A 22,586-nucleotide genomic window follows, 5' to 3' on the forward strand; every position below is an offset into this window, starting at 1 on the left:
CTCCTGTGATTCACATATGTTTGCCGCGAGAGTTAAAATGATTCTAACTCGGCTTCAATGATATATATGCTGCAATAGCATAATATCTTTGATGGCGATAAAGCATTATAAGTAAGTAGTAAAATGATGTGCATGGTCACTTTCGCTGCACGCGCGTAGACGTGCCGCATAGCGGCTATGCGCCGCTGGTGTAACCAAATGAGTCGGTCTATGTTATGAACAAAGAAAATTGACCCAAAGTCAGGAAAGCCAGCCGTGCGTGATCTGAAAATACCCGAGCAAAGACACCCCGAAAAGGCACATCGACCTGACAATGCGGCTCCGCGCAAACCGAATTGGATTCGTGTCAAAGCGCCGGGTGGCAAGGGCTATGCCGAGACGCACAAGATCATGCGTGACAATAATCTGGTCACCGTCTGCGAAGAAGCCGGATGCCCGAATGTAGGTGAGTGCTGGAGCCAGGGTCACGCGACCATGATGATCATGGGCGAGATTTGCACGCGCGGTTGTACATTCTGCAACATCGCGACCGGTAAGCCGGATACTCTGGATGCATTTGAACCGGGTCGCGTGGCGCATGCGGTGCAGAAGCTGGGCTTGAACCATGTGGTCATCACATCCGTGGACCGGGATGACCTGCTCGATGGAGGCGCCGATCACTTTGCACAGACCATCCGTGCGGTGCGACACCGCTCGCCCAAGACTACGATCGAGATTCTGACGCCGGATTTCCTGAAATGCGATCCCTCGGTGCTTGAGATTGTTGTCGAGGCCAAGCCAGATGTGTTCAATCACAATCTTGAAACGGTGCCGGGCCTTTATCCTCAGGTGCGTCCCGGTGCGCGATATTTCCACTCATTGCGCTTGCTGCAGCGGGTCAAAGAGATGGACCCGTCCATTTTCACCAAATCCGGCATAATGGTCGGACTGGGCGAGGACGAGCAGCAAGTTCGTCAGGTCATGGATGACATGCGCGCGGCGGATATCGATTTTCTGACTATCGGCCAGTATCTGCAGCCAACACCCAAGCATCATGGCATTGACCGCTTTGTTACACCCGAAGAGTTTGCGGCCTATGAAAAAGCTGCATTCGGCAAAGGTTTCCTTATGGTCTCGGCAACTCCTTTGACCCGGTCGTCTTACCATGCGGGCGATGATTTCGCCCGTTTGCGCGAAGCTCGACAAAAGAAGTTGAACCAGAGGTGAAACCCGAACTTCAATCCTGGCTTACCGAAAAGCGCCATGAACTGCATCAAGTGCCTGAGATATCGGGCGAGGAACGTGGAACCGCGACGAGTATCTCGAACTTGCTTCAGGCGTGTGATCCCGATGCGGTTCTGACAGGTATCGGTGGCCACGGTGTCGCGGCGGTTTATGATAGCGGACAGCCCGGACCAACCATCGGAATCCGATGTGAGTTGGACGGTTTGCCGATTCAGGAAATCTCAAGTGCACGATACGCGTCGCAACATCCCGGAAAGGGGCATCTTTGCGGGCATGATGGCCATATGGCGATGGTGCTTGGTGTTGCCTTTGTATTGGGGGACAAGCGTCCGACCAAGGGACGGGTGGTTCTGATTTTTCAACCCGCCGAAGAAACCGGTCAAGGTGCGATTGCCTATCGTGCTGATCCCAAGTTTGCGGATATCGCTCCGGACTATGTGTTTTCTTTGCACAATTTGCCGGGTTTGGAATTGGGCGGGGTTGAGCTTTGCTCGGGTCCGGCGAATTGCGCCTCGCGTGGGATGCGAATTGTTTTGACGGGCAAAACCTCTCACGCGGCGGCTCCTCAGTATGGAGTGTCGCCAGCCGGTGCGTTGGCAGAGCTTATGCCTGCTTTGGCCATTCTGGGGCAGGGTGGGGCGCTGGATGCAGAATATGCGCAGACAACGGTAACCCATGCTAGGCTGGGTGAGGCCACTTTTGGTATCGCACCCGGTCAGGCCGAACTGTGGGTGACCCTGCGCACGGTCTCGGACAGCCGGATGGCAAGCCTGATCCGCGACGCAGAACAGCTGGTGGCTACACGTGCTCAGGCACAGGGATTAGGTGTTGAAATCACCTATGACGATGTGTTTGAGGCTTGCACAAATACGGGTGAAGCCGTGCAGATCCTGTCAGAGGCCTGCCAAAGCCGCGACATTCCTTGCAAGCTGGTTGCGACCCCACAAAGGTTTTCGGAAGATTTTGGGCAGTTCGGAAAAGGCGCCAAAAGCGCCATGTTCTGGCTAGGCGCGGGGCGGGATCATCCGCAGCTACACAACCCCGACTATGATTTCCCGGATGCTTTGATCCCGATCGGGACAGATATTTTTCTGGCTGCTATCGAACAAACGCTCAAGGCCTGAGTTTTCTGGGCTGGCTTTCTGCCCATTCGGGCCACCAACCCATATATTCAATTCCGGCAATCATCAGGCAGATAAGGATCGCGCCAAACACCAGTTTCACGCGCCGTTCCGAGGGCGGGTTTCGCCCCCATTTCGACATGCGAACAAAATGGCGCAGACTCATCAGTCCTGATCTTCGACAAATCGAACCTTGCCGATAAACGGCAGGTTGCGATTGCGCTGCGCATAGTCGATGCCATAACCCACGACAAATTCATCAGGGATTTCAAACCCGATCCAGTCCGAGCGGAAATCAACCTCGCGCCGGCTGGGTTTGTCCAGAAGGGCGATGGATTTCAACCGGTGTGGCTTGCGGGTACGGAGCAGCTTGGAGACGTGGTTCAGGGTATGGCCGGTATCCACGATATCCTCGACCACCAAAACATCACGCCCTTCAATAGCGCCGCGTAAGTCCTTAAGAATACGAACTTCTCGACTGCTTTCCATCGAGTCACCGTAGGACGATGCCTCCAGAAAATCGACCTCGATGGGCAGGTCCAGCTCGCGCACCAGATCAGCGATAAAGACGAAGCTGCCGCGCAGCAGGCCGACAACGACCAGCTTGTCGGTGCCGCCGAATTCAGCCGTTATTTCGCGGCAAAGCTCTTCGATCCGGGCAGCAATTGCCTTGGCCGAGATCATCTCATCTATCACATATGCGCGCTGGCTCATCGCTGCCCCCTTGATCTTTGGCGCGCAACATACGAAATCACGCGCCATTGTCACCAGTTAATCCCGGATATCATGCCAACCCATTCCGAGACCCGCCCGCTGCCTTACACCGCTCAGCAGATGTATGATCTGGTCGCGGATGTGGCGAAATACCCTGAATTTTTGCCTTGGTGCGCTGCGGCCCGCATCCGTCGGACCTATGCCGCGGGCGATGGCAAGGTGATGGAAGCGGATTTGGTTATTTCATTCAAGGTGTTCCGCGAACGCTTCGGCAGCCGCGTCACGCTGTTTGATGAGCTGAAACGGATCGATACCGAGTATCTGGACGGACCGTTCAAATACATGCGCTCGGATTGGGAGTTCGAGGATACAGTTGATGGCTGCAACGTCTCGTTCCACGTTGATTTCGAATTCAAGAACGCGGTTCTGCAAGGAATCATTGGCGTGGTTTTCAACGAAGCCATGCACCGTATCGTCCGAGCATTCGAACAACGTGCTGCCGTCCTGTACGGCTGAGGCTTTACGCCCGAGCGGCGCGCGCTAGACTGCGCCACATGACCGATTTGACAACTGCCCTTGCCGAGTTTGCTGCTGGTTCTGTGTCGACCACGGCGCAGGCTCGTATCGTGATATCTCTATCCGCGTTGGACTGGCTTGCTGTGGGGCGGGCAGGCGCAGATGAGCCGGTTTCCCGCATCATACGTCAGATGGTTCTTTCCGAGAGCGGTGCCGCACAGTCGCGTTTGTTCGGAGGCGGTGATGCGCCGCTACGCGCAGCGGCGCTGGTGAATGGTACCATTTCTCATGCGCTTGATTATGACGACACGCATTTCGCTCATATCGGTCATCCTTCGGTTGCCGTGTTCCCAGCCGCTCTGGCGCTTACGGCATGGGAGGATCGTCCGTTGGTCGATCTGCTCGAAGCGGCACTTGTCGGGATGGAGCTTTCGATTCGCGTCGGCCTCTGGCTGGGCCGTGGTCACTATCAGGCTGGTTTCCACCAAACCGCCACGGCGGGTGCGTTTGGGGCAGCAGTTGCCGCAGGTCGGATTCTGGCGTTTGATGTCAAACAGATGCGGGATCTGCTGGGTCTGACCGCAACCCGCGCTTCAGGGCAAAAATCGCAGTTCGGAACCATGGGCAAACCCTATAACGCTGGGCTTGCGGCTTCGAATGGGGTCGAGGCCGCGCAGTTGATCCGCAACGGGTTTCAACCTGGAGCCGACGCTTTGGAAGGCCCGTTTGGATTTGGGGCGACCCATTTGGGGGCAGGCGACATAGCTGCCTCGCTTGATGGTTTGGGGGACGAGTGGCTGTTCGAAAGCGTCAGCCACAAGTTCCACGCCTGCTGCCACGGCCTGCACGCGGCGCTTGAGGCCGCGCGAGATCTCGATATTGCAGAACCTGAAGTGGCCGAGATCAAGATCAAAACCCACCCCCGCTGGATGAGCGTGTGCAATCAACTGCAGCCGACCAGTGGTTTGGGTGCGAAGTTTTCCTATCGTACGGTGATCGCGATGCAGGCGATGGGCTACGATACAGCTCTGCCAGGGAGCTATTCCGACAAGATTTGTGCTGATCCAAGACTGCAATCCTTAAGGGACCGGATCGCGGTCGAGGCGGATGAGAGTCTATCCGAGACACAAGCCCATCTGTCCCTGTTACGCCGGGACGGCGCGCGCCGCGAGGCCAGCCATGATCTGCTGGCTCCGATGTCTCTATCGGATCGCGAAGATCGCGTCAGGGAGAAAGCGGCGAAGCTGATCGGAGGGGATGAGGCAGACGCCATCTGGTCAATGCTACGCACCGGTGGGCGCGCAGCGGATTTGGCTGAAAGGCTAACTGATTAAGCGACGCGCCAATGCAGTGGAAAGCCCGGATCGAATACGGTCACGGGGCCGTCGCCGCTTTCGATTTTGGCCGGATAGACGACCTCATCGCCTTTGGTCAGCGTGATGGTCTCTTCGTTTACTGGCAGGCGATAGAAAGCCGGGCCGCTGAGTGAGGCGAACGCCTCCAGCTTGTCCAACGCATCTGCGCGCTCGAACATTTCGGCCAACAGTGACATCGTATTGGTTGCAGTGAAACAGCCGGCGCAGCCACAGGCCATTTCCTTGTTTGCATCCGTGTGCGGCGCGCTGTCTGTGCCCAAGAAGAAACGCGCATCACCCGATGTCGCGGCGGTCAGCAGTGCCAGCCGATGCTCTTCGCGTTTGGCGACCGGCAAGCAGTAATAATGCGGCTTGATACCGCCCACCAGTATGTGGTTGCGGTTGATGATCAGGTGATGCGTTGTAATCGTCGCACCCAGATCTTTCTCATTCGCCTTGACGTAATCCACGCCGTTTGACGTCGTGATGTGCTCCATCACCACGCGCAGTCCGGGTGTTGCTTTGCGAATCGGATCGAGAACGCGGTCGATGAACACCGCCTCGCGGTCGAATATATCGATCTCGGCATCCGTGACTTCGCCGTGCACACATAGCGGCAGACCGATCTCGGCCATCTTCTCCAGCACCGGTCGTACCTTGTCGAAATCGCGAACGCCAGAAGACGAGTTGGTTGTTGCCCCAGCCGGGTAAAGCTTGACCGCCTTGACCAATCCGCTTGCATGTGCGGCGGCCACATCCGCCGGGTCCGTGTCTTCGGTCAGGTAGAGCGTCATCAGCGGCTCAAACGTCATATCCTCAGGCAGAGCAGCAAGGATGCGGTCCCGATAAGCTGCTGCGTCGTCACCTTTGACAACGGGCGGAACCAGATTCGGCATGATGATGGCACGGGCAAAATGGCGCGCGGTTTCAGGCAAGACGGCTTGCAGCATCGCGCCATCGCGCAGATGCAAATGCCAGTCATCGGGGCGGCGGATCGTCAGGGATTGGGTCATGGCCCCCGGCTAACATAGCCGCTTGGGTGGTGAAAGACCCTCTTGCCCTTGCCGATGAGACAGATCGCCGTAAGTCACTGACGGATGGTGGTCTTGACCTCTGGTTGTGGTCATGACCTGTTGGGGCGCAGGAAAAAGGGGAACTCATGACACAGCCAAACTCCATCGATGCCGTGCAAGAGCTTTTGGGCTCTGAGGGTTATGTCTGTGGCCGGGCTTTGGCGACGGTTGTGTTTCTTTCGCTGAAACTTGGTCGACCTCTATTTCTGGAAGGCGAGGCGGGCGTCGGCAAGACTGAGATCGCCAAGGCGCTGGCCGCAGGATTGGGGCGGCGCCTGATCAGGTTGCAGTGCTACGAGGGCCTTGATGCCTCTTCCGCTGTGTATGAGTGGAATTTCCCCGCCCAGATGGTGGCGATCCGAACCGCAGAAGCGTCGGGAGGGGCGGACCGAGGCGCGTTGCAGACCGAGCTGTTCTCGGATGATTATCTGATCGAGCGCCCCTTGCTGCAGGCCATGCGCCCGGATGCTACTGGGGCACCTGTTCTGCTAATTGACGAATTGGACCGGACCGACGAACCCTTTGAGGCTTTCTTGCTGGAGGCGCTCAGTGACTTTCAGGTCACGATCCCCGAGCTTGGTACTGTCAAAGCTCCAGAACCGCCCATTGTGATCGTTACCTCGAACCGCACGCGCGAAGTACATGACGCGCTGAAACGCCGCTGCCTATATCATTGGGTTGATTACCCTGACTTTGCGCGCGAAATCGAAATCCTGCACGCCCGAGCGCCGGAAGCGGCAGAAGCGCTGAGCCGTGAGGTGGTCGCCTTTGTTCAGCGCTTGCGCACTGAAGATTTGTTCAAGAAACCGGGGGTGGCCGAGACTATCGATTGGGCCAAGTGCCTGCTGGCGCTGGACGTTATCAACCTCAGTCCCGAAGTAATCGGCGATACGTTGGGTGCCATCCTGAAATACCAGGACGACATCCAAAAGTTGCAGGGGTCCGAGGCCAAACGCATTCTGGATCAGGCGAAAGCCGATCTCGAACCAGCTTGATGCTTCATATGCTCGAAAATACTTTGAGGGTTTGATGGCCGAACAACTCCCACTCGATATCCCGGACAACCCCAAACTGGCCCAGAACATCACCCATTTTGCGCGCGCTTTGCGCAAGGCCGGACTGCCGATAGGAACTGGGCGCGTGGTTGACGCGATCCGCGCCGTGCAGGCTGCGGGGTTCACCGAGAAACGAGATTTCTACTGGACGCTGCATGCCTGTTTCGTGAACCGGCCGGAACATCGAACGGTTTTTGCGCAAGTCTTCCGCCTCTATTGGCGCGATCCGCGGTATCTAGAACATATGATGTCCATGATGCTGCCCGCCATTCGCGGTGTTCAGGAGGAGCGCAAAGCGGATGCGGCTGAAAAGCGGGCGGCTGAGGCCTTGTTGGATGGCGTCGAACGCGACTTGCCAGAATCAACCGAGCAACAAGAGGAAAGCGAGATCGAGATCGACGCAACCCAAACCGCGTCATCCGAAGAACGCTTGCGCAACCTTGATTTCGAACAGATGAGTACATCCGAGATCGCCCGGGCCAAACGCATGCTGTCGCGCCTGAACTTACCGGTCAAACCCATCGAGTCTCGCCGAGGTCAGGCCAGTCACCTCGGTCACCGCATTGATCGCGCTCGGACACTTAGGTCAGCGATGCGGCAGGGTGGCGAACTACGCGATATCGCGCACTTGCAACCCAAACCTCGGTGGCCGAATTTGGTTGCGTTGTGCGATATCTCCGGGTCGATGAGCCAATACAGTCGGATCATTCTGCACTTTCTACACGCGGTTTCGAATGCCAAAGGCGCAGGTTGGGCCAAAGTGCACGCCTTCACGTTTGGCACACGCCTGACCAACATCACCCGCCATCTGCATCAACGTGATGTCGATGCAGCTCTGGCCGCTGCCGGGGCCGAGGCGCAGGACTGGGAAGGCGGAACACGGATCGGAGAATGCCTGCATCAGTTCAACCGCGACTGGTCGCGGCGTGTCATGGGGCAGGGGGCGGTCGTGTTGTTGATCACCGACGGGTTGGAGCGTGGCGATCCTGAGATGCTGGAAAAGGAAATCGAGCGTTTGCACCTGTCGTCGCGACGCTTGATCTGGCTGAACCCATTGCTGCGCTGGGATGGGTTCGCGCCAAAGGCTCAGGGCGTTGCGACAATGCTTCCACATGTCGACAGCTTCCGCGCCGGGCATTCGATTGCGTCGCTGGAAGATCTGGCCGCCGTGATATCTCAGCCTGACGATCAGGGTCAGAAAGCGCGGCTGATGGCCGCGCTTTCTGACTAGATATTAAGACAGCTGTTCTTCATTGCACTTTCGCGCCATCTCCATGGCTTTGTAAGTGCCGGTCAGATCGACTGTGAAGGCGAACTCTTTTTCCGGGAACACGACCATCACCTTCTTCTTGGCAAGGTCATCCGCGAACTGAGGGTCGTCCGACAGAACATACCCGCCCGAATAGCCCTTGGTGATGTTCCCCTTCATACCGGTGGCTTCTCCGACATAAATATTGTCGCCTATAAGGATGGCAACAGCCTCTTTCTCGCCTTTCTTGATGTTGGTTTTGGCCTTGGTGAAGACACCAACATAGCCAACGCCGCGATCTTCGGTCAGGCCCATCTGCACGACATTTGCAGCGTCATCAACCGCTTCGATAAGGCAGGATTTCTTGTCCTGATCGATGAAAACCTTCCAGCCTTCGACCTCACCGTATTTCAGAAATGTGTCAGCCCAGCCGGTGCTGGCAGTCAACAGGCCGATCGCTGCTCCGAGTGTAAGAATGCGTTTCAACTGTTTGTCTCCGCTATGAAATATGTTGGGACGATCCCGAATAGGCCCCGGAATCGCATGCAGGCTAGAATGACGCCTTCCAACATTCAACAATTTGTGAATGTGAGTTCAAAATCGGCTTGTTAGCGCCACAAGATCGACCCGCTGAGCGCTTTTCATTGCTCCAAAGCTGACTATGTTGAACCCAAGCACGGCCGGAGGTCTAAATGGAACGATTCGATAGCAGCCCGGAAACCGCACTAAAATGGTATCGCGCCGGGAAGGGCGCTGCTTTGGCCACTGTGGTTGAGACCTGGGGCAGCGCGCCGCGCCGTGTAGGCGCGCAGTTGGTCATTGCGGGCGATGGTCGGATCGAAGGCTCGGTTTCTGGTGGTTGCGTCGAAGGTGCCGTGATCGTCGAAGCGCTGGAAGCCATAGAGGAAGGCGAGGCAAGGCTGCTAGAGTTCGGTGTAAGCGACGAGGATGCGTTTGCCGTCGGTCTGGCCTGCGGCGGTACGATCAGGGTTTTGGTTGAACCGGTCGGCAAGGTCCTGCCCGAACCAATGCTGGCCGAACTGGTCGCGGCACGGGCGCGGCGCGAATCCTTGGCCTATGAAGTCAATGTCGAGACGGGCCAGCGCGCGTTGCGCCGTAATGCCTATTCCGAACGCTTGCGTATGGACAGGTCCGGGTTCGAAGAGGATGGGCAAACCTTTGTCGCTGTCCACAACCCACCGCTACGGTTGATAGTGGTGGGAGCGGTGCACATCGCCCAAGCTCTGGTGCCGATGGCCCGGATCGCGGGCTATGACCCGACGATTATAGATCCGCGCGAGGCCTTCGCATCGGACGCACGTTTTCCCGGAGAAACCATCCTGACGGATTGGCCGGATGAGGCTGTGTCAAAGCTTGGTCTCGACTCGCGCACGGCGCTTGTGTTGCTGACCCACGACCCCAAACTTGATGACCCCGCGCTTCAGGCCGGTTTGGCGGCCGATGTGTTCTACATCGGCGCACTCGGATCTAAGCGCACACATGCCAAACGCGTGGAGCGGATGAAGCAGGCCGGGTTCAACGATGACCAGATTTCACTGATTCACGGACCTGTTGGGCTTGATATCGGGGCGGCTGGACCGTCTGAGATAGCCGTTGCGATTCTGGCGCAGATGACGGCGGTCCTGCGAGGCAGAGCGTGAAGTTTGGTCCGGTACCCGTTTCCGACGCCGACGGCGCGATATTAGCCCATTCCGTCAAAGCGGGAAACCGCAAGCTTAGGAAAGGTATAACGCTTTCGTCCGAGCACATAGCCGAGTTGCAACAAGTCGGTCTGACCGAGGTCACAGTCGCCAGACTGGAGCAAGGTGATTGCCATGAGGACGAAGCCGCAGCGCTGCTGGCAGAAGCGCTTGCACCAAGTCCCACACAGGCAAATCTGCGTGTCACCGAAGCCTTTACAGGCCGGGTCAACCTTTTAGCAAATGGACCAGGCGTCGCGGTGCTGGATACCGATGCCTTGCAAAAGTTCAATCAGGTCAACCCGATGATCACGGTTGCGACGGTGCCACAATATCAGCAGATGACGGCTGGCGGTATGGTCGCGACGATCAAGGTGATTTCTTATGCCGTACCTCGATCCGACGTTGAGAGTGCGGCCCGTCATGCGCAGGACGCTATTCGCTTATCGGTGCCCAAATACGAAAATGCGGGTCTCATCGTTACCGACATTGCTGGCGGGCCATCTAATGAAAAAGGTATCGCTGCTATTCGTAGCCGGGTTGAGGCTTTGGGTATGAATCTGTCAGATGTTCAGGTGGTGCCGCATCGGATGGGCGACTTAACAGCATCGATTTCGACCATTCGGGGTGAGATCGTCATGATCCTGACCGGATCGGCCACGTCGGATAAAGATGATGTGGCGCCTGCTTCTGTGCGGGCAGCGGGGGGTATCGTCGACCGGTTTGGAATGCCGGTCGATCCGGGGAACCTGTTGTTTTTGGGATCTTCCGGCGGGCGCCCCATTATCGGTTTGCCCGGATGCGCGCGCTCACCAGCATTGAACGGGGCGGATTGGGTCTTGTCCCGCGTTGCTTGCGGAATCGAAACGACGGGCGCGGACATCGCAGGGATGGGTGTCGGTGGGCTGTTAAAAGAAATCCCGACGCGGCCACAGCCCCGCGCTGCCAAGAGTAAATGACGCAACGGCAATTTTGCCCTGTTTGGTGGACGCATCATTGTTAGAAGGCTGATCAGCGAAACTGCGGAAAAATCAGGCAAATATTTTTGTTCTCAAACGAAATTTACCGTGTTTAACTCTGGCTTAGCAAATAAGCCAAAAAAAGGGGAGGATCTTATGACCAAGGTCTCAATGACCGTGAACGGCGTTGCCGTCAGCGGTGATGTTGAAGGGCGGACTCTATTGTCCGGATTTCTACGCGACCACCTGAATTTGACAGGCACACATATTGGCTGCGACACGGCTCAATGTGGCGCGTGCGTGGTGCACGTGAATGGTGAGGCGGTCAAATCCTGCAACATGCTGGCGCTGGAAGCAGACGGCGCGGATGTGGGCACGATCGAGGGGCAGGCGGCCGAAGATGGCACGCTGAACTTGATCCAACAGGCCTTTCAGGATCATCACGGGCTGCAATGTGGATTTTGCACTCCGGGCATGGTGATGAGCGCTGCAGCATTGCTCAAGGATAACCCGCGCCCGACCGAAGGCGAAATTCGCAAGTACCTTGAGGGTAACCTATGCCGGTGCACAGGCTACCACAACATCGTCAAGGCAATCATGGCCGCATCGGGTCAAGACGTTTCCAGCATCGCCGCCGAGTGAGGCGGTTAAGAATTTTCGACGAAAATTCTTTTCCACGGAGGAGAACAAGCAATGCCCAAAGACAGTGGCATCGGAGCCAGTTCCAAGCGGCGCGAGGACGTACGCTTTCTGACCGGAGCAGGCAATTACACCGACGACATCAACGTACATGGCCAGGCCTATGTGCATTTCCTACGGTCCGACATCGCGCATGGCCGGATCACCAACATTGACACATCTGCCGCCGAGGGTTTGCCGGGGGTTGTGAAGGTGTTCACCGGCAAGGACTTTGAAGGCGTGGGCGGAATGCCCTGCGGCTGGGAAGTAACCGACCGTCATGGCGCCCCGATGCAAGAACCACCGCATCCCATTCTGGCGCAAGGCAAGGTCCGACATGTAGGCGATCCCATCGCTGCCGTTGTCGCGGACAGCCTTGAACTCGCCCGAGATGCGGCGGAAGCGATTGAAGTGGATATCGAAGAGCTCCCTGCCGTGCTGGATATGAAAGCCGCAGCGCAGGATGGCGCGACGCTTATCCATGAGGATTTGAAGAACAACATCTGCTATGACTGGCATCTAGGCGAAGAAGACAATGACAAGGTCAATGAGGTTTTTGCCAACGCGGCCCATGTCACCACTCTGGACCTGATCAATAACCGTCTGGTTGCGAATCCGATGGAGCCGCGCGTTGCGGTGGCCGAATACAGCCGGGGTACGGATGAGTACACGCTCTACACCACTTCGCAGAACCCGCATGTGATCCGCTTGCTGATGTGCGCATTTGTTCTGGGCTTGCCTGAACACAAAGTGCGTGTTGTAGCGCCTGATGTTGGTGGTGGATTTGGCACGAAGATTTTCCACTACGCGGAAGAGGCGTTCTGTACATTCGCTGCCAAGGCCTGCAACCGTCCGGTCAAATGGACCGCCAGCCGGTCCGAGGCGTTTATGTCGGATGCGCAGGGCCGCGACCACGTCAGCACGATTGAGCTCGCGTTGGACGCGGACAATAACTTCACAGGCCTTCGCACTAACACCTACGCCAATCTGGGCGCGTATCTGTCGACCTTCTCAAGCTCGGTTCCGACTTGGCTGCATGGCACTCTGATGGCGGGCAACTACAAAACGCCGGTCATTCAGGTGAATGTGAAGGCAATGTTCACCAACACAGTGCCGGTGGACGCTTATCGCGGTGCGGGTCGGCCAGAGGCAACCTATCAGTTGGAGCGCGTCATCGACAAGGCAGCGCGTGAACTGGGTGTCGATCCGATCGCCCTGCGTCGCCAGAATTTCATCACCCAGTTTCCGTATGACACACCGGTGGCGCTGACCTACGACACCGGGGATTACAACGGGACGATGGATAAGCTTGAGGCTGCTGCTGATTTGGCTGGCTTTGCCGCGCGGCGGGCGGAAAGCGAGGCCAATGGCAAGCTGCGTGGTCTAGGCGTCAATTGCTATATCGAGGCCTGCGGCATCGCGCCCTCGAACATCGTCGGTATGCTGGGGGCCCGGGCAGGACTCTATGATGCAGCTACGGTTCGGGTAAACGCCACCGGTTCTATCAGTGTCATGGTTGGTGCACATAGCCACGGGCAGGGGCATGAGACTGCTTTCCCGCAGGTAGTGGCCGACATGATCGGCATCGACGAGTCGATGGTCGAGATTGTGCATGGCGACACCTCGAAGATCCCGTTCGGCATGGGCACTTATGGCTCACGCTCGCTGGCGGTCTGTGGTTCGGCCATGGTTAAGGCGACCGAAAAGGTCATCGACAAAGCCAAGAAGATCGCGGCCCACCTGCTCGAGGCGTCCGAGGCCGATATCGAGCTGAAGGACGGTCAGTTCAGCGTCGCGGGCACTGACAAGTCGGTGGCCTGGGGTGATGTGACTCTGACAGCCTATGTACCGCACAACTTCCCATTGGAGGTTGAGCCGGGGCTGGAGGAGACCGCATTTTATGACCCGGCCAACTTCACCTTCCCAGCGGGGGCATATGCCTGCGAGGTTGAGGTGGATCCCGAGACTGGACAGGTGACCATCGAAGCGTTCACCGCTGCGGATGACTTTGGCAACATCGTTAACCCGATGATTGTGGATGGTCAGGTACATGGCGGTATCGGTCAGGGTATCGGTCAGGCTTTGTTGGAAAACTGCGCCTATGACGAGAATGGCCAGTTGCTGAGCGCATCCTTCATGGATTACGCGATGCCACGCGCCGATGATCTGCCGTTCTATGCGGTCGACCATTCCAGCCAGACGCCGTGTACGCACAACCCGTTGGGTGTGAAGGGCTGCGGTGAAGCTGGTGCGATTGGCTCGCCGCCTGCGGTAGTCAACGCGGTTCTGGATGCGCTGAACTCGGGTGGAAAGGCTGTTGATCACATTGACATGCCGATGAGCCCGTCGCGTGTTTGGACAGCAATGCATGGTTGAGAGGTTCGGGTGCGAGGGGCCAGCCCCTCGCGCTCCCCGAGATATTTATAGCCAGATGAAGGGCGGATCCGCGCTTTTCGGAAAGGAAGAACGAAATGTACAATTTCGAGTTTGAGAAACCCTCGACCATCGCTGACGCGGTTACTGCGTTGGGAGTTGAGGATGCACAGGCATTGGGGGGTGGGCAAACCCTGATCCCCACAATGAAGCAGCGGTTGGCCGCGCCATCCAAGCTGGTTTCGGTCAATGGAATCGCTGAAATGAAAGGGGTCTGCGTCGAGGATGATGGCTCGGTAGCGATAGGCGGTGCGACAACCCACGCAAATGTGGCCGCTGAAGCTGCTGGTAACTATCCGGCGCTGGCAGCGCTGGCCGGCCAGATCGGTGATCCTGCGGTGCGTAATCGTGGCACTATTGGCGGTTCGATTGCCAACAATGATCCAGCGGCCTGTTATCCGGCGGGAGTGCTGGGTTCAGGCGCGACCATTGTCACCAATAATCGCCAGATAGCGGCGGATGACTTCTTTCAGGGCATGTTCACGACAGCTCTGGAAGAGGGCGAGATTATCACTTCGGTGCGTTTCCCTGTGCCTCAGGCGGCGAGTTATCAGAAGTTTTTGCAGCCCGCGTCTCGGTTTGCGTTGGTCGGGGTTTATCTCGCTCGGTTCGCCAATGGCGTTCGGGTTGCAGTAACCGGCGCAAGCGAGGACGGAGTTTTCCGCTGGGCAGAGGCTGAGGAGGCCCTGAACAAAGAGTTCCGCGCGGACGCTTTGATGGGGCTGCACATCAATCCGATGAACATGATTGGTGATCTGCACGGGAGCAAAACGTATCGGGCGCATCTGGTCACTGTTATGACGAAACGGGCTGTCGAAGCTTGCAGCTGATCTGATTGTTAATCAGCTTTGAGAGCCTCGGTGAAAGCCGGGGCTCTTTATTCTTTCCGAACTCTTGGGGGCTTGGCGGGGCGCCAGTAGGCGCCGGTGTCTTCTCGTGCCGTCTGATAGCGTTCCACGCGGTCACGCGCGGCTGATCCCCCGGCGGCAAAGAGATGACCTAGCAGGCATTCAAGCACTGCCATCGCTCCGGAGAAGCTGGAAAAGTGATGTTGCGCGCGGGTACTTACAGGCAGCACGATGTCAGGGTTAACACCAGGGGCGATGACGTCGCTATCCGACAATAGCACGATGCGCATGCCGCGTTTACGCGCAAAACGCATGGATTGTATGGTGTCAGAGGAATAGGGGTGAACGGTAATAGCGAAAAGGCAGTCCGCTTCATCGGCCTCGAGCAAATCATCGATGGCTGATCCCATATGTCGCGGGATAAGCTGAAATCCTGGGTGTGCCATCCGACCCGCATAGTGGAGATAATAGGCCAAAGCATAGCTGGCCCGGGTCGCGGTTATGAAACAGCGATTAGCTGCAATCATGTACTCCGTGACCTGTTGCATCAAATCAGGATCGGCCAGTCGCAGGGAGCGGGCTACGACGTTCAGTTCGTTTTGCGCAAACCCAGCTTGCGCGGCGCTGAATTGGCCCCCCGATTTCATGCGATCCAGCCAGCCTTGACCCAGCCGATCTTCCCGGTCTGTGACAAGGGTCTGGCGAAAGGGCCGTCTGAACGCATCAAAACTGTCGAACCCCATACGTTGTGCCAACCGAACCAGAACGTTTGAACTGACACCGATTTTCTCGGCGGTAAGCCGAACCGGGTCGAGCCCGAAATCGCCAGGGTGGTCGATGATGTATTTCGCTGCGGCTTGCATTTGCTGAGGCAGGGTGTCGATTTCGTGCCGAAGCTGCTCGGTCAGTTGGGATGAGGTGTGTTGCATTTGGTAAGAAAAAACAAATGTTATGAAGATTGCAAATTGAAAACGTGAGCGAGGTGTCTAATTCGGGATCGTAAAAAACAGGTGACGGAATGTCTGGGACTGGTTTGAGGATGACGAGAAGGCCATATGTGTTGGTGGCTCCGAACGGGGCGCGACAAGGGCATGGAGATCATCCTGCCCTGCCGATCAAGACTGATGAAATCGTCAAGGTCGCGAAAACGTGCCATAGGGCAGGTGCGCAAGGTCTGCATCTGCATATTCGCGATCAGTCAGGTAACCATTCACTAGATGCGGGTTTGTATCGCGAAACCATTGCTGAACTGCGTGCTGCGGCCCCTGACATGGACATCCAGATTACGACAGAAGCTGCTGGCGTTTTCGGCGTTCAAGCACAACTTGCTTGTTTGCAAAATGTGCGCCCGGACTGGGCTTCGATTTCGGTGCGCGAGATTGCACGGTCGCCCGAACTTGCGCCAAAGGTCTACGCACTATGCGCGGAACAAGGGACTCGTGTTCAGCATATCCTCTATGATGTCGCTGACGTCGAGTTACTGACCCATTGGCAGGCTGAAGGGGTGGTAAAATCGGATCAGGTCGACCGTCTGCTTGTCCTTGGTCGCTATGCCACGGCGCAGGAATCGAGTCCGAATGATCTGGATGTGTTTCCGCACAGCGCTGATCCATGGATGGTCTGTGCCTTTGGAGGGCAGGAGCATGCGTGCCTGCAAAAGGCCGCGCAGTTGGGTGGCGATGTGCGCGTGGGTTTTGAGAACAGCCTTGCCGGTCCGGATGGACAAACCTGGGCTGACAATGCCGCATCCGTCGCGGCGCTGATTGATCTTCTGAAAAGGACGTCGACATGAGTCACGTATTTCCACGCCATACAAAGTCGGAACTGCCTGAGGCCGCTGGTGGTGACGGCTGTTATCTCATCGACTCAACCGGCCGTCGCTATCTGGATTGTGGTGATGCTGCCGTTTCATGCCTCGGCCATTCCAACGCCGCTGTGGTCAAAGCGGTGCAGGATCAGGTGGCGCAGATTGCGTTTGCGCATACGGGCTTTATGACCTCGGCACCGGCCGAGGCACTGGCCGATCTGCTGATTAAACACTCCCCCGGCGAACTGGACCGGGTCTATTTTGTCTCGGGCGGGTCAGAGGCGACCGAGGCTGCTATCAAACTGGCGCGGCAGTATTATCTGGAAACCGGCCAGCCTGAACGCCGTCATGTCATAGCGCGCCGACAAAGCTATCACGGCAACACTTTGGGGGCACTTTCGGCGGGTGGCAATGAATGGCGGCGGGCGCAGTTTGCACCGATGCTGATCGAGATGACTCATATCGCTCCTTGCTATGAGTACGCCGAAAAGCCTGAGGATGAGAGCAGTTTTGAATATGGTCAGCGCGTTGCGAATGAGCTGGAGGCAGAAATCCTGCGCCTTGGGCCTGAAACGGTCATGGCTTTCATGGCGGAGCCGGTGGTTGGTGCGACGCTTGGGGCTGTTCCGGCAGTCGAGGGGTACTACAAGCGAATCCGTGAAATTTGCGATCAACACGGCGTTCTTCTGATCCTCGACGAAGTAATGTGCGGCATGGGGCGTACCGGGCATTTGTTTGCCTGTGATCATGACGATGTCACGCCGGATATTCTTTGTATCGCCAAAGGGTTGGGGGCTGGGTATCAGCCTATCGGAGCGATGCTGTGTTCGGGTCGAATCTATGATGCGATCCGGGATGGATCGGGCTTCTTCCAGCATGGCCACACCTATATCGGTCATCCGGTTGCGACTGCGGCTGCGCTTGCCGTTGTACAGGAACTTACTTCTCGTGAACTGCCAGCGCGGGCCGGCGTAATGGGGGGCAAATTGCAGAGCATGTTGGAAAACAAGTTTGGCCAACACCCGAATGTCGGGGACATACGGGGCCGCGGCTTATTCCGAGGAATTGAGTTGGTCGAGGATCGGGATACGAAAACTCCGTTTGATCCGTCGCGCGGCCTAGCGGCCAAGATCAAGAAGGCCGCCATGGCCGAGGGATTGATCTGTTACCCGATGTCGGGAACGCGTGATGGACGCAACGGAGATCATATCCTCCTAGCACCGCCCTTTGTCATCGAAGATGACCAACTGGTCGAGCTTGTAGACAAGCTGGATCGGGCGATATCCTCGGTGATCTGATTTAGGCGAGAAGCCAGAAAACAAAGAAGCCCCTCCGATTTCGGAGGGGCTTTTGTCATTCTACAAAAAGAAAACCTACTTCTGTGGCAGCGGGCCAATCATCATGATCATCTGACGGCCTTCCATCTTGGGCATGTTCTCGATCTTGCCCAGATCCTTGACGTCTTCGGCCACACGTTCCAGCAGCTCACGCCCCAGGTTCTGGTGCGCCATCTCGCGGCCCCGGAAACGCAGGGTGACTTTGACCTTGTCGCCGTTCTCAAGAAACTTGAACACGTTGCGCATCTTGACGTCATAGTCATGCGTGTCGGTGTTGGGCCGGAACTTGACCTCTTTCACCTCAATGATCTTTTGCTTCTTGCGGGCTTCGCTTTCGCGTTTCTGCTGTTCGTACTTGAACTTGCCGAAATCCATGATTTTGCAGACCGGCGGGTTCGCGTTGGGCGAAATCTCAACCAGATCGAGGCCGACATCGGCGGCCATCTGCATGGCCTTTGCGGGATGAACCACCCCGACATTTTCACCTTCGGCGCCAATCAGGCGAATTTCGGGAGCACGGATCTTGTCATTGACGCGCGGGCCGGTATCTCGCTGTGGCGGCGCGTTGTGAGGTCTGCGGGCTATGGGTTCATTCCTTTGATGATTGCAGAATTTCGAGCCCGGAATTTAGACCGGGCTGAGAGGTGTTTCAAGCGGCATAAATTGCAAGCCGCATGAATTTTCCATGAATTTCGTGAGTTTTTGCCGGTTTAGGGTGTCGATAACTCCACCGGCAAACCCCATTAGCCCACAAATGCCTTTTCAATCACGAATTCCTTGGGTTCGGAATTTGCACCTTCTCGCAAGCCGAACTCTTCCAGAATTGCTTTGATGTCATGGTTGAAGGCAAGGCTGCCACAAACCATCGCGCGATCAGTATCTGGCTTGATACCACCTTCGATGCCCAGATCGGCAAATACGGTGCCGTCTTTTAACAGCTCGGTTATACGGCCCATCTTTGGGCTCTCTTCCCGCGTGGTGGTGGGATAATAGCGGATCTTGTCGGCGAAACCGTCACCAATCAGTTCGGCCAGCAACTCGTCCTGTTTGACGCCCTCGATCAACTCGCGACCGTAATCCAGTTCAGCTACGTCGCGGCAGGTATGGGTGATGATAACCTCGTCATAATCCTCATAGGTCTGCGGTTCACGCAGCAGCGACGCGAAGGGCGCAAAGCCTGTGCCGGTGGCGAAGAACCAGATGCGCTTGCCGGGCAGCAATGCGTCATGCACCAGCGTGCCGACGGGTTTGGGCCGAAGGATGATCTGATCACCAGGCTGGATGTGCTGCAGTTTTGAGGTCAGCGGGCCGTCTTGCACTTTGATCGAGTAGAATTCCAGTTCCTCATCCCATGAAGGCGAGGCGATGGAATAGGCGCGCAACAGCGGTTTGCCATTATCGCCCAGTAGGCCGATCATAACGAACTCACCCGAGCGAAAGCGCAAGGAAGCCGGGCGCGACACCTTGAAAGAAAACAGGCGATCGGTCCAGTGCTTGACCTCGGTCACGGTCTGGGCATCGGGCAGGACAGGGGCCTTAACGGCGGTTGCTTCACTCACGGGTTTCATCTCTGTCATCGTTTCACTACCGGTCTGCTAAACCGACATCTCCGTTTAATCTTTGATCCAAGTCAGGAAAAGGGGCAGATTGCCCCTTTCGTATCACAGGTTGGCGATGGCGGGTCAGCCGCGCAGACGGGTCTGGTAGTTGTTGTCCTGCCAATTGGCCCGGGCCAACCACTGATCTTCGGGCTGCCGGTTCGCCAAGGTGTCATCAATTTCGACTTCGTCAAAGCCGCTACGACGCGCCATGGCGTATTGGTCTGCAAGAACATGGCCTTTTGCCCGCAGGCGACCTGTATAACCTTTCAGACGCAGAACGCGCGCGATCGTAAAGCCGCGCCCATCCGCTGAGGATGGAAAGTCCACGCGCACCATCTGGGCGCTGCCCAGCCGGTCAAACAGTTCATCGGGGTCAGTGTCCGAGGCGATATCCAGTGCAACCACGTCATTCGCTGCATCGTCCAGCGTGACATAGCCATCGGTCCAATCATCGGGGGCAAAGCCCTCGTCGTTTACGATTACGTTCATGTTTTCTCTCCGATGCGCACCATTTTTCCATCAACAAAATGGATGCCGCATTCTTCCTTGTTCTGATCGCGCCAGCGCCCGGCGCGGGGGTCTTCGCCTTCTTTGACCGGCGAAGTGCAGGGCGCACAGCCGATCGAGGGGTATCCTTTGGCCACCAGCGGATGCCGGGGCAGGTTGTTTTCTTCCATATAGGCGCGCACATCGTTGGGCGCCCAGTGGGCCAAGGGGTTGACCTTGATCCGGCCGGTTCCGTCCTCGACCTCGAAAAAGTCCAGCGCTGCACGGGTGCCGGACTGAAACCGTTTGCGCCCGGTGATCCAGCCACAATACCCGGTCAGAGCTTTCTGCAGCGGGAAGGTCTTGCGCAGGTTGCAGCAGGCATCGGTGTCACGCAGACGCAACGCGCCATAAGGATCGTCGCGCTGAACATCTTCATCCTCGGCGCGGATGATCTGCACATTGCGCAGGCCCAGACGCTCGCTGACCTCCTGCTGGTATTCCAGCGTTTCGGCAAACAGCATCTGGGTGTCCACGAACAGCACTGGGGTCATCTTGTCGACCACTGCAGCCATATGCAGCAACACCACCGATTCCGCGCCAAAGCTGGAGACCAGAGCAAGCTCCTCGATCTCGTCCAATGCGCCATGCATCACATCATGGGCACTGTGGTGGCGGAAGCGGGCGTTCAGCGCCTCGACCTTTTCGGTCAGTTCGGCGCGGTCAGTCCCCAGTTCCGTTTGGATCAGGTCAAGCGGCATTGGCCTGTGCCTCGGGGTAAAGCGCCGCTTTGAACGGTGCCATGCCAACGCGGCGATAGGTCTGCAAGAAGGTCTCTTCGGCGCTGTCGCGCTGCTCCAGATACGTGTCGACGATGCGCTCGACCGCCGGAACGATCTCGTCATAGGCGAAGCCCGGGCCAGTACGATCACCGATGGCGGCGGATTCGGTGCCGTCACCACCCAGAGTGATCTGGTAGTTTTCGACGCCAGCGCGGTCTAGGCCAAGAATGCCGATGTGACCCACATGGTGGTGACCACAGGCGTTGATGCAGCCTGAAATCTTGATCTTCAGGTGGCCGATATCATGCTCCAGTTTCAGGTCTTCGAACCGGGTCGCGATTTCCTGCGCCACGGGGATCGAACGTGCCGTCGCCAGTGCGCAGTAATCCATACCGGGACAGGCGATAATGTCGCTGATCAAGCCGATGTTGGCGGTCGCCAATTCGTATTCTTTCAGCGTCGCGTGGATCGCGGGCAGGTCGGATTTGTGGACATGCGGCAGGATTACGTTCTGCTCGTGGCTGATACGCAGTTCGTCATAGGCAAACTCTTCGGCCAGATCAGCCATTACGCGCATCTGCTCGGCAGTCGCATCGCCCGGCGTCTGGCCGTGCTTCTTGATCGAGATCGTGACGATCGCGTGGTCCGCGTTCTTGTGCGGCGCGATGTTGGTGTCGACCCACGAACGGAAGACCGGATCGTTGGTGTAGGCACTCTCGAACGAGGCAACCGAACCATCACGGAAGGCTGGAGGCGCAAAGTGGCCTTTGATTTCTTCCAGCAGGCTCATATCCGCGCCTTTGAATTGCGGGCGAACCTTCAGGAATCGCTCGTTCACTTTGGCACGGATGGCGTCGATGCCATGCTCGTGCACGGTGATCTTGATGCGCGCCTTGTACTTGTTGTCGCGACGGCCGATCTGGTTCCACACGGAAACGGTGGCCTCAAGATAGGCCAGCAGGTCGTCAAAGGCGACGAATTCCGATAGCTCTTTGCCGATCATGGGCGTACGGCCCAGACCACCGCCAACGATGACGCGGGCACCCAGAACGCCATCACGCTCAACCAATTGCAGACCGATGTCATGCGCCTTGATCACGGCGCGGTCATTCTCGCTGCCGGTGATGGCGATCTTGAATTTGCGGGGCATGAACTGGAATTCAGGATGGTCGGTCGACCACTGGCGCAGCAGTTCGGCATAGGGGCGCGGATCAGCGACCTCATCCGCGGCGGCACCGGCGAAATGATCGGCGGTCACGTTGCGGATGGTGTTACCCGAGGTCTGGATGGCGTGCATGCCAACCTCGGCCAGTGCGTCCAGCATATCCGGCACGTCGTTCAGTTTTGGCCAGTTATACTGGATGTTTTGACGGGTGGTGAAATGGCCGTAGCCTTTGTCCCACTTCTCGGCGAGCAATGCGAGTTGACGCATCTGTGCACTGGACAGCGTGCCATAAGGAATGGCAACGCGCAGCATGTAGGCGTGCAGCTGCAGATACAGGCCGTTCATCAGGCGCAGGGGCTTGAATTCGTCTTCAGTCAGCGATCCGTCAATGCGACGCTCAACCTGCGCACGGAACTGCGCGTTGCGTTCTGCCAAAAATGCTGTGTCGAACTCGGAGTAGCGATACATGTTTAGCTGTCCTTA

General features: G+C 57.1%; 23 protein-coding genes. 13 read left to right on the top strand and 10 right to left on the bottom strand.

Annotation, left to right across the window (positions count from 1 at the left end; all coding sequences use genetic code 11):
- Positions 1 to 255 precede the first annotated feature (255 nt).
- Both lipA and ACR0AY_RS01645 read left to right on the top strand, forming a co-directional pair.
- The gene (gene lipA / locus ACR0AY_RS01640) at positions 256 to 1,206 is read left to right on the top strand and encodes a lipoyl synthase (RefSeq protein ID WP_170405410.1); all 951 of its coding nucleotides are present in this window, start codon (positions 256 to 258) and stop codon (positions 1,204 to 1,206) included.
- On the top strand, positions 1,203 to 2,348 hold the full coding sequence (locus ACR0AY_RS01645) for an amidohydrolase (RefSeq protein ID WP_170510233.1): 1,146 nt from the start codon (positions 1,203 to 1,205) through the stop codon (positions 2,346 to 2,348). The genes lipA and ACR0AY_RS01645 overlap by 4 nt, the downstream gene beginning before the upstream one ends.
- Here the strand turns inward: ACR0AY_RS01645 and ACR0AY_RS01650 are convergent.
- The gene (locus ACR0AY_RS01650; RefSeq protein WP_170421327.1) at positions 2,338 to 2,511 is read right to left on the bottom strand and encodes a hypothetical protein; all 174 of its coding nucleotides are present in this window, start codon (positions 2,509 to 2,511) and stop codon (positions 2,338 to 2,340) included. The two genes, ACR0AY_RS01645 and ACR0AY_RS01650, sit on opposite strands and share 11 nt — an antisense overlap.
- Positions 2,511 to 3,059, bottom strand: a complete 549-nt coding sequence (gene hpt, locus ACR0AY_RS01655; RefSeq protein ID WP_010439696.1) for a hypoxanthine phosphoribosyltransferase — start codon at positions 3,057 to 3,059, stop codon at positions 2,511 to 2,513. Before hpt ends, ACR0AY_RS01650 begins: the two co-directional genes overlap by 1 nt.
- Before the next feature lie 72 nt (positions 3,060 to 3,131).
- On the opposite strand from hpt, the gene ACR0AY_RS01660 reads away from it, so the two are divergent.
- Positions 3,132 to 3,575 carry a type II toxin-antitoxin system RatA family toxin gene (locus tag ACR0AY_RS01660; RefSeq protein WP_170510230.1) on the top strand — a complete coding sequence of 148 codons (444 nt, stop codon included), beginning with the start codon at positions 3,132 to 3,134 and terminating at the stop codon, positions 3,573 to 3,575.
- Positions 3,576 to 3,613: 38 nt separating this feature from the next.
- On the top strand, positions 3,614 to 4,909 hold the full coding sequence (locus ACR0AY_RS01665) for an MmgE/PrpD family protein (protein WP_170510227.1): 1,296 nt from the start codon (positions 3,614 to 3,616) through the stop codon (positions 4,907 to 4,909).
- On the opposite strand, the gene pyrC is transcribed toward ACR0AY_RS01665, so the two are convergent.
- A complete protein-coding gene (gene pyrC, locus ACR0AY_RS01670) occupies positions 4,906 to 5,943 on the bottom strand; it encodes a dihydroorotase (RefSeq protein ID WP_170510223.1) in 1,038 nt (345 codons plus the stop codon). The two genes, ACR0AY_RS01665 and pyrC, sit on opposite strands and share 4 nt — an antisense overlap.
- A gap of 146 nt (positions 5,944 to 6,089) precedes the next feature.
- Between pyrC and ACR0AY_RS01675 the strand changes: the two genes are divergently transcribed.
- Positions 6,090 to 6,998 (top strand): AAA family ATPase, encoded by a 909-nt coding sequence (locus tag ACR0AY_RS01675; protein ID WP_170510219.1) that lies wholly within the window; start codon positions 6,090 to 6,092, stop codon positions 6,996 to 6,998.
- A 34-nt stretch (positions 6,999 to 7,032) separates the two neighbouring features.
- The gene (locus tag ACR0AY_RS01680) at positions 7,033 to 8,289 is read left to right on the top strand and encodes a vWA domain-containing protein (RefSeq protein WP_170510216.1); all 1,257 of its coding nucleotides are present in this window, start codon (positions 7,033 to 7,035) and stop codon (positions 8,287 to 8,289) included.
- A 3-nt stretch (positions 8,290 to 8,292) separates the two neighbouring features.
- On the opposite strand, the gene ACR0AY_RS01685 is transcribed toward ACR0AY_RS01680, so the two are convergent.
- Positions 8,293 to 8,793, bottom strand: coding sequence for a hypothetical protein (locus tag ACR0AY_RS01685; RefSeq protein WP_170510214.1), 501 nt, complete (start codon positions 8,791 to 8,793; stop codon positions 8,293 to 8,295).
- 206 nt (positions 8,794 to 8,999) lie between these two features.
- Between ACR0AY_RS01685 and ACR0AY_RS01690 the strand changes: the two genes are divergently transcribed.
- From ACR0AY_RS01690 to ACR0AY_RS01710, 5 genes are all read left to right on the top strand, one after another.
- Positions 9,000 to 9,968, top strand: coding sequence for an XdhC family protein (locus ACR0AY_RS01690; RefSeq protein ID WP_170510211.1), 969 nt, complete (start codon positions 9,000 to 9,002; stop codon positions 9,966 to 9,968).
- Positions 9,965 to 10,966: a molybdopterin-binding protein gene (locus ACR0AY_RS01695; RefSeq protein WP_170510208.1), complete on the top strand. Its 1,002-nt coding sequence runs from the start codon at positions 9,965 to 9,967 to the stop codon at positions 10,964 to 10,966. Before ACR0AY_RS01690 ends, ACR0AY_RS01695 begins: the two co-directional genes overlap by 4 nt.
- A gap of 156 nt (positions 10,967 to 11,122) precedes the next feature.
- Complete coding sequence (locus tag ACR0AY_RS01700) at positions 11,123 to 11,608, top strand: (2Fe-2S)-binding protein (RefSeq protein ID WP_170510205.1); 486 nt, start codon at positions 11,123 to 11,125, stop codon at positions 11,606 to 11,608.
- Between the two features lie 51 nt (positions 11,609 to 11,659).
- Positions 11,660 to 14,020 carry a xanthine dehydrogenase family protein molybdopterin-binding subunit gene (locus ACR0AY_RS01705; protein ID WP_170510202.1) on the top strand — a complete coding sequence of 787 codons (2,361 nt, stop codon included), beginning with the start codon at positions 11,660 to 11,662 and terminating at the stop codon, positions 14,018 to 14,020.
- A 95-nt stretch (positions 14,021 to 14,115) separates the two neighbouring features.
- Positions 14,116 to 14,907: an FAD binding domain-containing protein gene (locus ACR0AY_RS01710; RefSeq protein WP_170510198.1), complete on the top strand. Its 792-nt coding sequence runs from the start codon at positions 14,116 to 14,118 to the stop codon at positions 14,905 to 14,907.
- 47 nt (positions 14,908 to 14,954) lie between these two features.
- Here ACR0AY_RS01710 and ACR0AY_RS01715 read toward each other — a convergent pair whose 3' ends face one another.
- Positions 14,955 to 15,854 (bottom strand): MurR/RpiR family transcriptional regulator, encoded by a 900-nt coding sequence (locus ACR0AY_RS01715; protein WP_170510196.1) that lies wholly within the window; start codon positions 15,852 to 15,854, stop codon positions 14,955 to 14,957.
- 110 nt (positions 15,855 to 15,964) lie between these two features.
- Between ACR0AY_RS01715 and ACR0AY_RS01720 the strand changes: the two genes are divergently transcribed.
- A complete protein-coding gene (locus ACR0AY_RS01720; protein WP_480453658.1) occupies positions 15,965 to 16,717 on the top strand; it encodes a beta-keto acid cleavage family enzyme in 753 nt (250 codons plus the stop codon).
- Positions 16,714 to 18,030: an aspartate aminotransferase family protein gene (locus ACR0AY_RS01725; protein ID WP_170510190.1), complete on the top strand. Its 1,317-nt coding sequence runs from the start codon at positions 16,714 to 16,716 to the stop codon at positions 18,028 to 18,030. Before ACR0AY_RS01720 ends, ACR0AY_RS01725 begins: the two co-directional genes overlap by 4 nt.
- 75 nt (positions 18,031 to 18,105) lie before the next feature.
- On the opposite strand, the gene infC is transcribed toward ACR0AY_RS01725, so the two are convergent.
- From infC to ACR0AY_RS01750, 5 genes are all read right to left on the bottom strand, one after another.
- A complete protein-coding gene (infC, locus tag ACR0AY_RS01730) occupies positions 18,106 to 18,696 on the bottom strand; it encodes a translation initiation factor IF-3 (RefSeq protein ID WP_310793657.1) in 591 nt (196 codons plus the stop codon).
- 116 nt (positions 18,697 to 18,812) lie between these two features.
- Positions 18,813 to 19,646 carry a ferredoxin--NADP reductase gene (locus ACR0AY_RS01735; RefSeq protein WP_170510187.1) on the bottom strand — a complete coding sequence of 278 codons (834 nt, stop codon included), beginning with the start codon at positions 19,644 to 19,646 and terminating at the stop codon, positions 18,813 to 18,815.
- Positions 19,647 to 19,751: 105 nt separating this feature from the next.
- Entirely contained in the window at positions 19,752 to 20,159 is a 408-nt protein-coding gene (locus tag ACR0AY_RS01740; RefSeq protein WP_170510184.1) for a DUF934 domain-containing protein, read from the bottom strand.
- Positions 20,156 to 20,917, bottom strand: a complete 762-nt coding sequence (locus ACR0AY_RS01745; RefSeq protein ID WP_170510181.1) for a phosphoadenylyl-sulfate reductase — start codon at positions 20,915 to 20,917, stop codon at positions 20,156 to 20,158. The genes ACR0AY_RS01740 and ACR0AY_RS01745 overlap by 4 nt, the downstream gene beginning before the upstream one ends.
- Positions 20,907 to 22,571, bottom strand: a complete 1,665-nt coding sequence (locus ACR0AY_RS01750) for a nitrite/sulfite reductase (RefSeq protein ID WP_170510178.1) — start codon at positions 22,569 to 22,571, stop codon at positions 20,907 to 20,909. The genes ACR0AY_RS01745 and ACR0AY_RS01750 overlap by 11 nt, the downstream gene beginning before the upstream one ends.
- Positions 22,572 to 22,586 lie beyond the last annotated feature (15 nt).

It is taken from the genome of Ruegeria sp. A5 (assembly GCF_056543005.1).

Excerpts from the sequence above, each read along its gene's own strand:
- ACR0AY_RS01650 (WP_170421327.1), bottom strand. The coding sequence starts at position 2,511 with ATGAGTCTGCGCCATTTTGTTCGCATGTCGAAATGGGGGCGAAACCCG.
- hpt (WP_010439696.1), bottom strand. The coding sequence starts at position 3,059 with ATGAGCCAGCGCGCATATGTGATAGATGAGATGATCTCGGCCAAGGCA.
- ACR0AY_RS01660 (WP_170510230.1), top strand. The coding sequence starts at position 3,132 with ATGCCAACCCATTCCGAGACCCGCCCGCTGCCTTACACCGCTCAGCAG.
- ACR0AY_RS01665 (WP_170510227.1), top strand. The coding sequence starts at position 3,614 with ATGACCGATTTGACAACTGCCCTTGCCGAGTTTGCTGCTGGTTCTGTG.
- pyrC (WP_170510223.1), bottom strand. The coding sequence starts at position 5,943 with ATGACCCAATCCCTGACGATCCGCCGCCCCGATGACTGGCATTTGCAT.
- ACR0AY_RS01675 (WP_170510219.1), top strand. The coding sequence starts at position 6,090 with ATGACACAGCCAAACTCCATCGATGCCGTGCAAGAGCTTTTGGGCTCT.
- ACR0AY_RS01680 (WP_170510216.1), top strand. The coding sequence starts at position 7,033 with ATGGCCGAACAACTCCCACTCGATATCCCGGACAACCCCAAACTGGCC.
- ACR0AY_RS01690 (WP_170510211.1), top strand. The coding sequence starts at position 9,000 with ATGGAACGATTCGATAGCAGCCCGGAAACCGCACTAAAATGGTATCGC.
- ACR0AY_RS01700 (WP_170510205.1), top strand. The coding sequence starts at position 11,123 with ATGACCAAGGTCTCAATGACCGTGAACGGCGTTGCCGTCAGCGGTGAT.
- ACR0AY_RS01705 (WP_170510202.1), top strand. The coding sequence starts at position 11,660 with ATGCCCAAAGACAGTGGCATCGGAGCCAGTTCCAAGCGGCGCGAGGAC.
- ACR0AY_RS01710 (WP_170510198.1), top strand. The coding sequence starts at position 14,116 with ATGTACAATTTCGAGTTTGAGAAACCCTCGACCATCGCTGACGCGGTT.
- ACR0AY_RS01715 (WP_170510196.1), bottom strand. The coding sequence starts at position 15,854 with ATGCAACACACCTCATCCCAACTGACCGAGCAGCTTCGGCACGAAATC.
- ACR0AY_RS01720 (WP_480453658.1), top strand. The coding sequence starts at position 15,965 with ATGACGAGAAGGCCATATGTGTTGGTGGCTCCGAACGGGGCGCGACAA.
- ACR0AY_RS01725 (WP_170510190.1), top strand. The coding sequence starts at position 16,714 with ATGAGTCACGTATTTCCACGCCATACAAAGTCGGAACTGCCTGAGGCC.
- ACR0AY_RS01735 (WP_170510187.1), bottom strand. The coding sequence starts at position 19,646 with ATGACAGAGATGAAACCCGTGAGTGAAGCAACCGCCGTTAAGGCCCCT.
- ACR0AY_RS01740 (WP_170510184.1), bottom strand. The coding sequence starts at position 20,159 with ATGAACGTAATCGTAAACGACGAGGGCTTTGCCCCCGATGATTGGACC.
- ACR0AY_RS01745 (WP_170510181.1), bottom strand. The coding sequence starts at position 20,917 with ATGCCGCTTGACCTGATCCAAACGGAACTGGGGACTGACCGCGCCGAA.
- ACR0AY_RS01750 (WP_170510178.1), bottom strand. The coding sequence starts at position 22,571 with ATGTATCGCTACTCCGAGTTCGACACAGCATTTTTGGCAGAACGCAAC.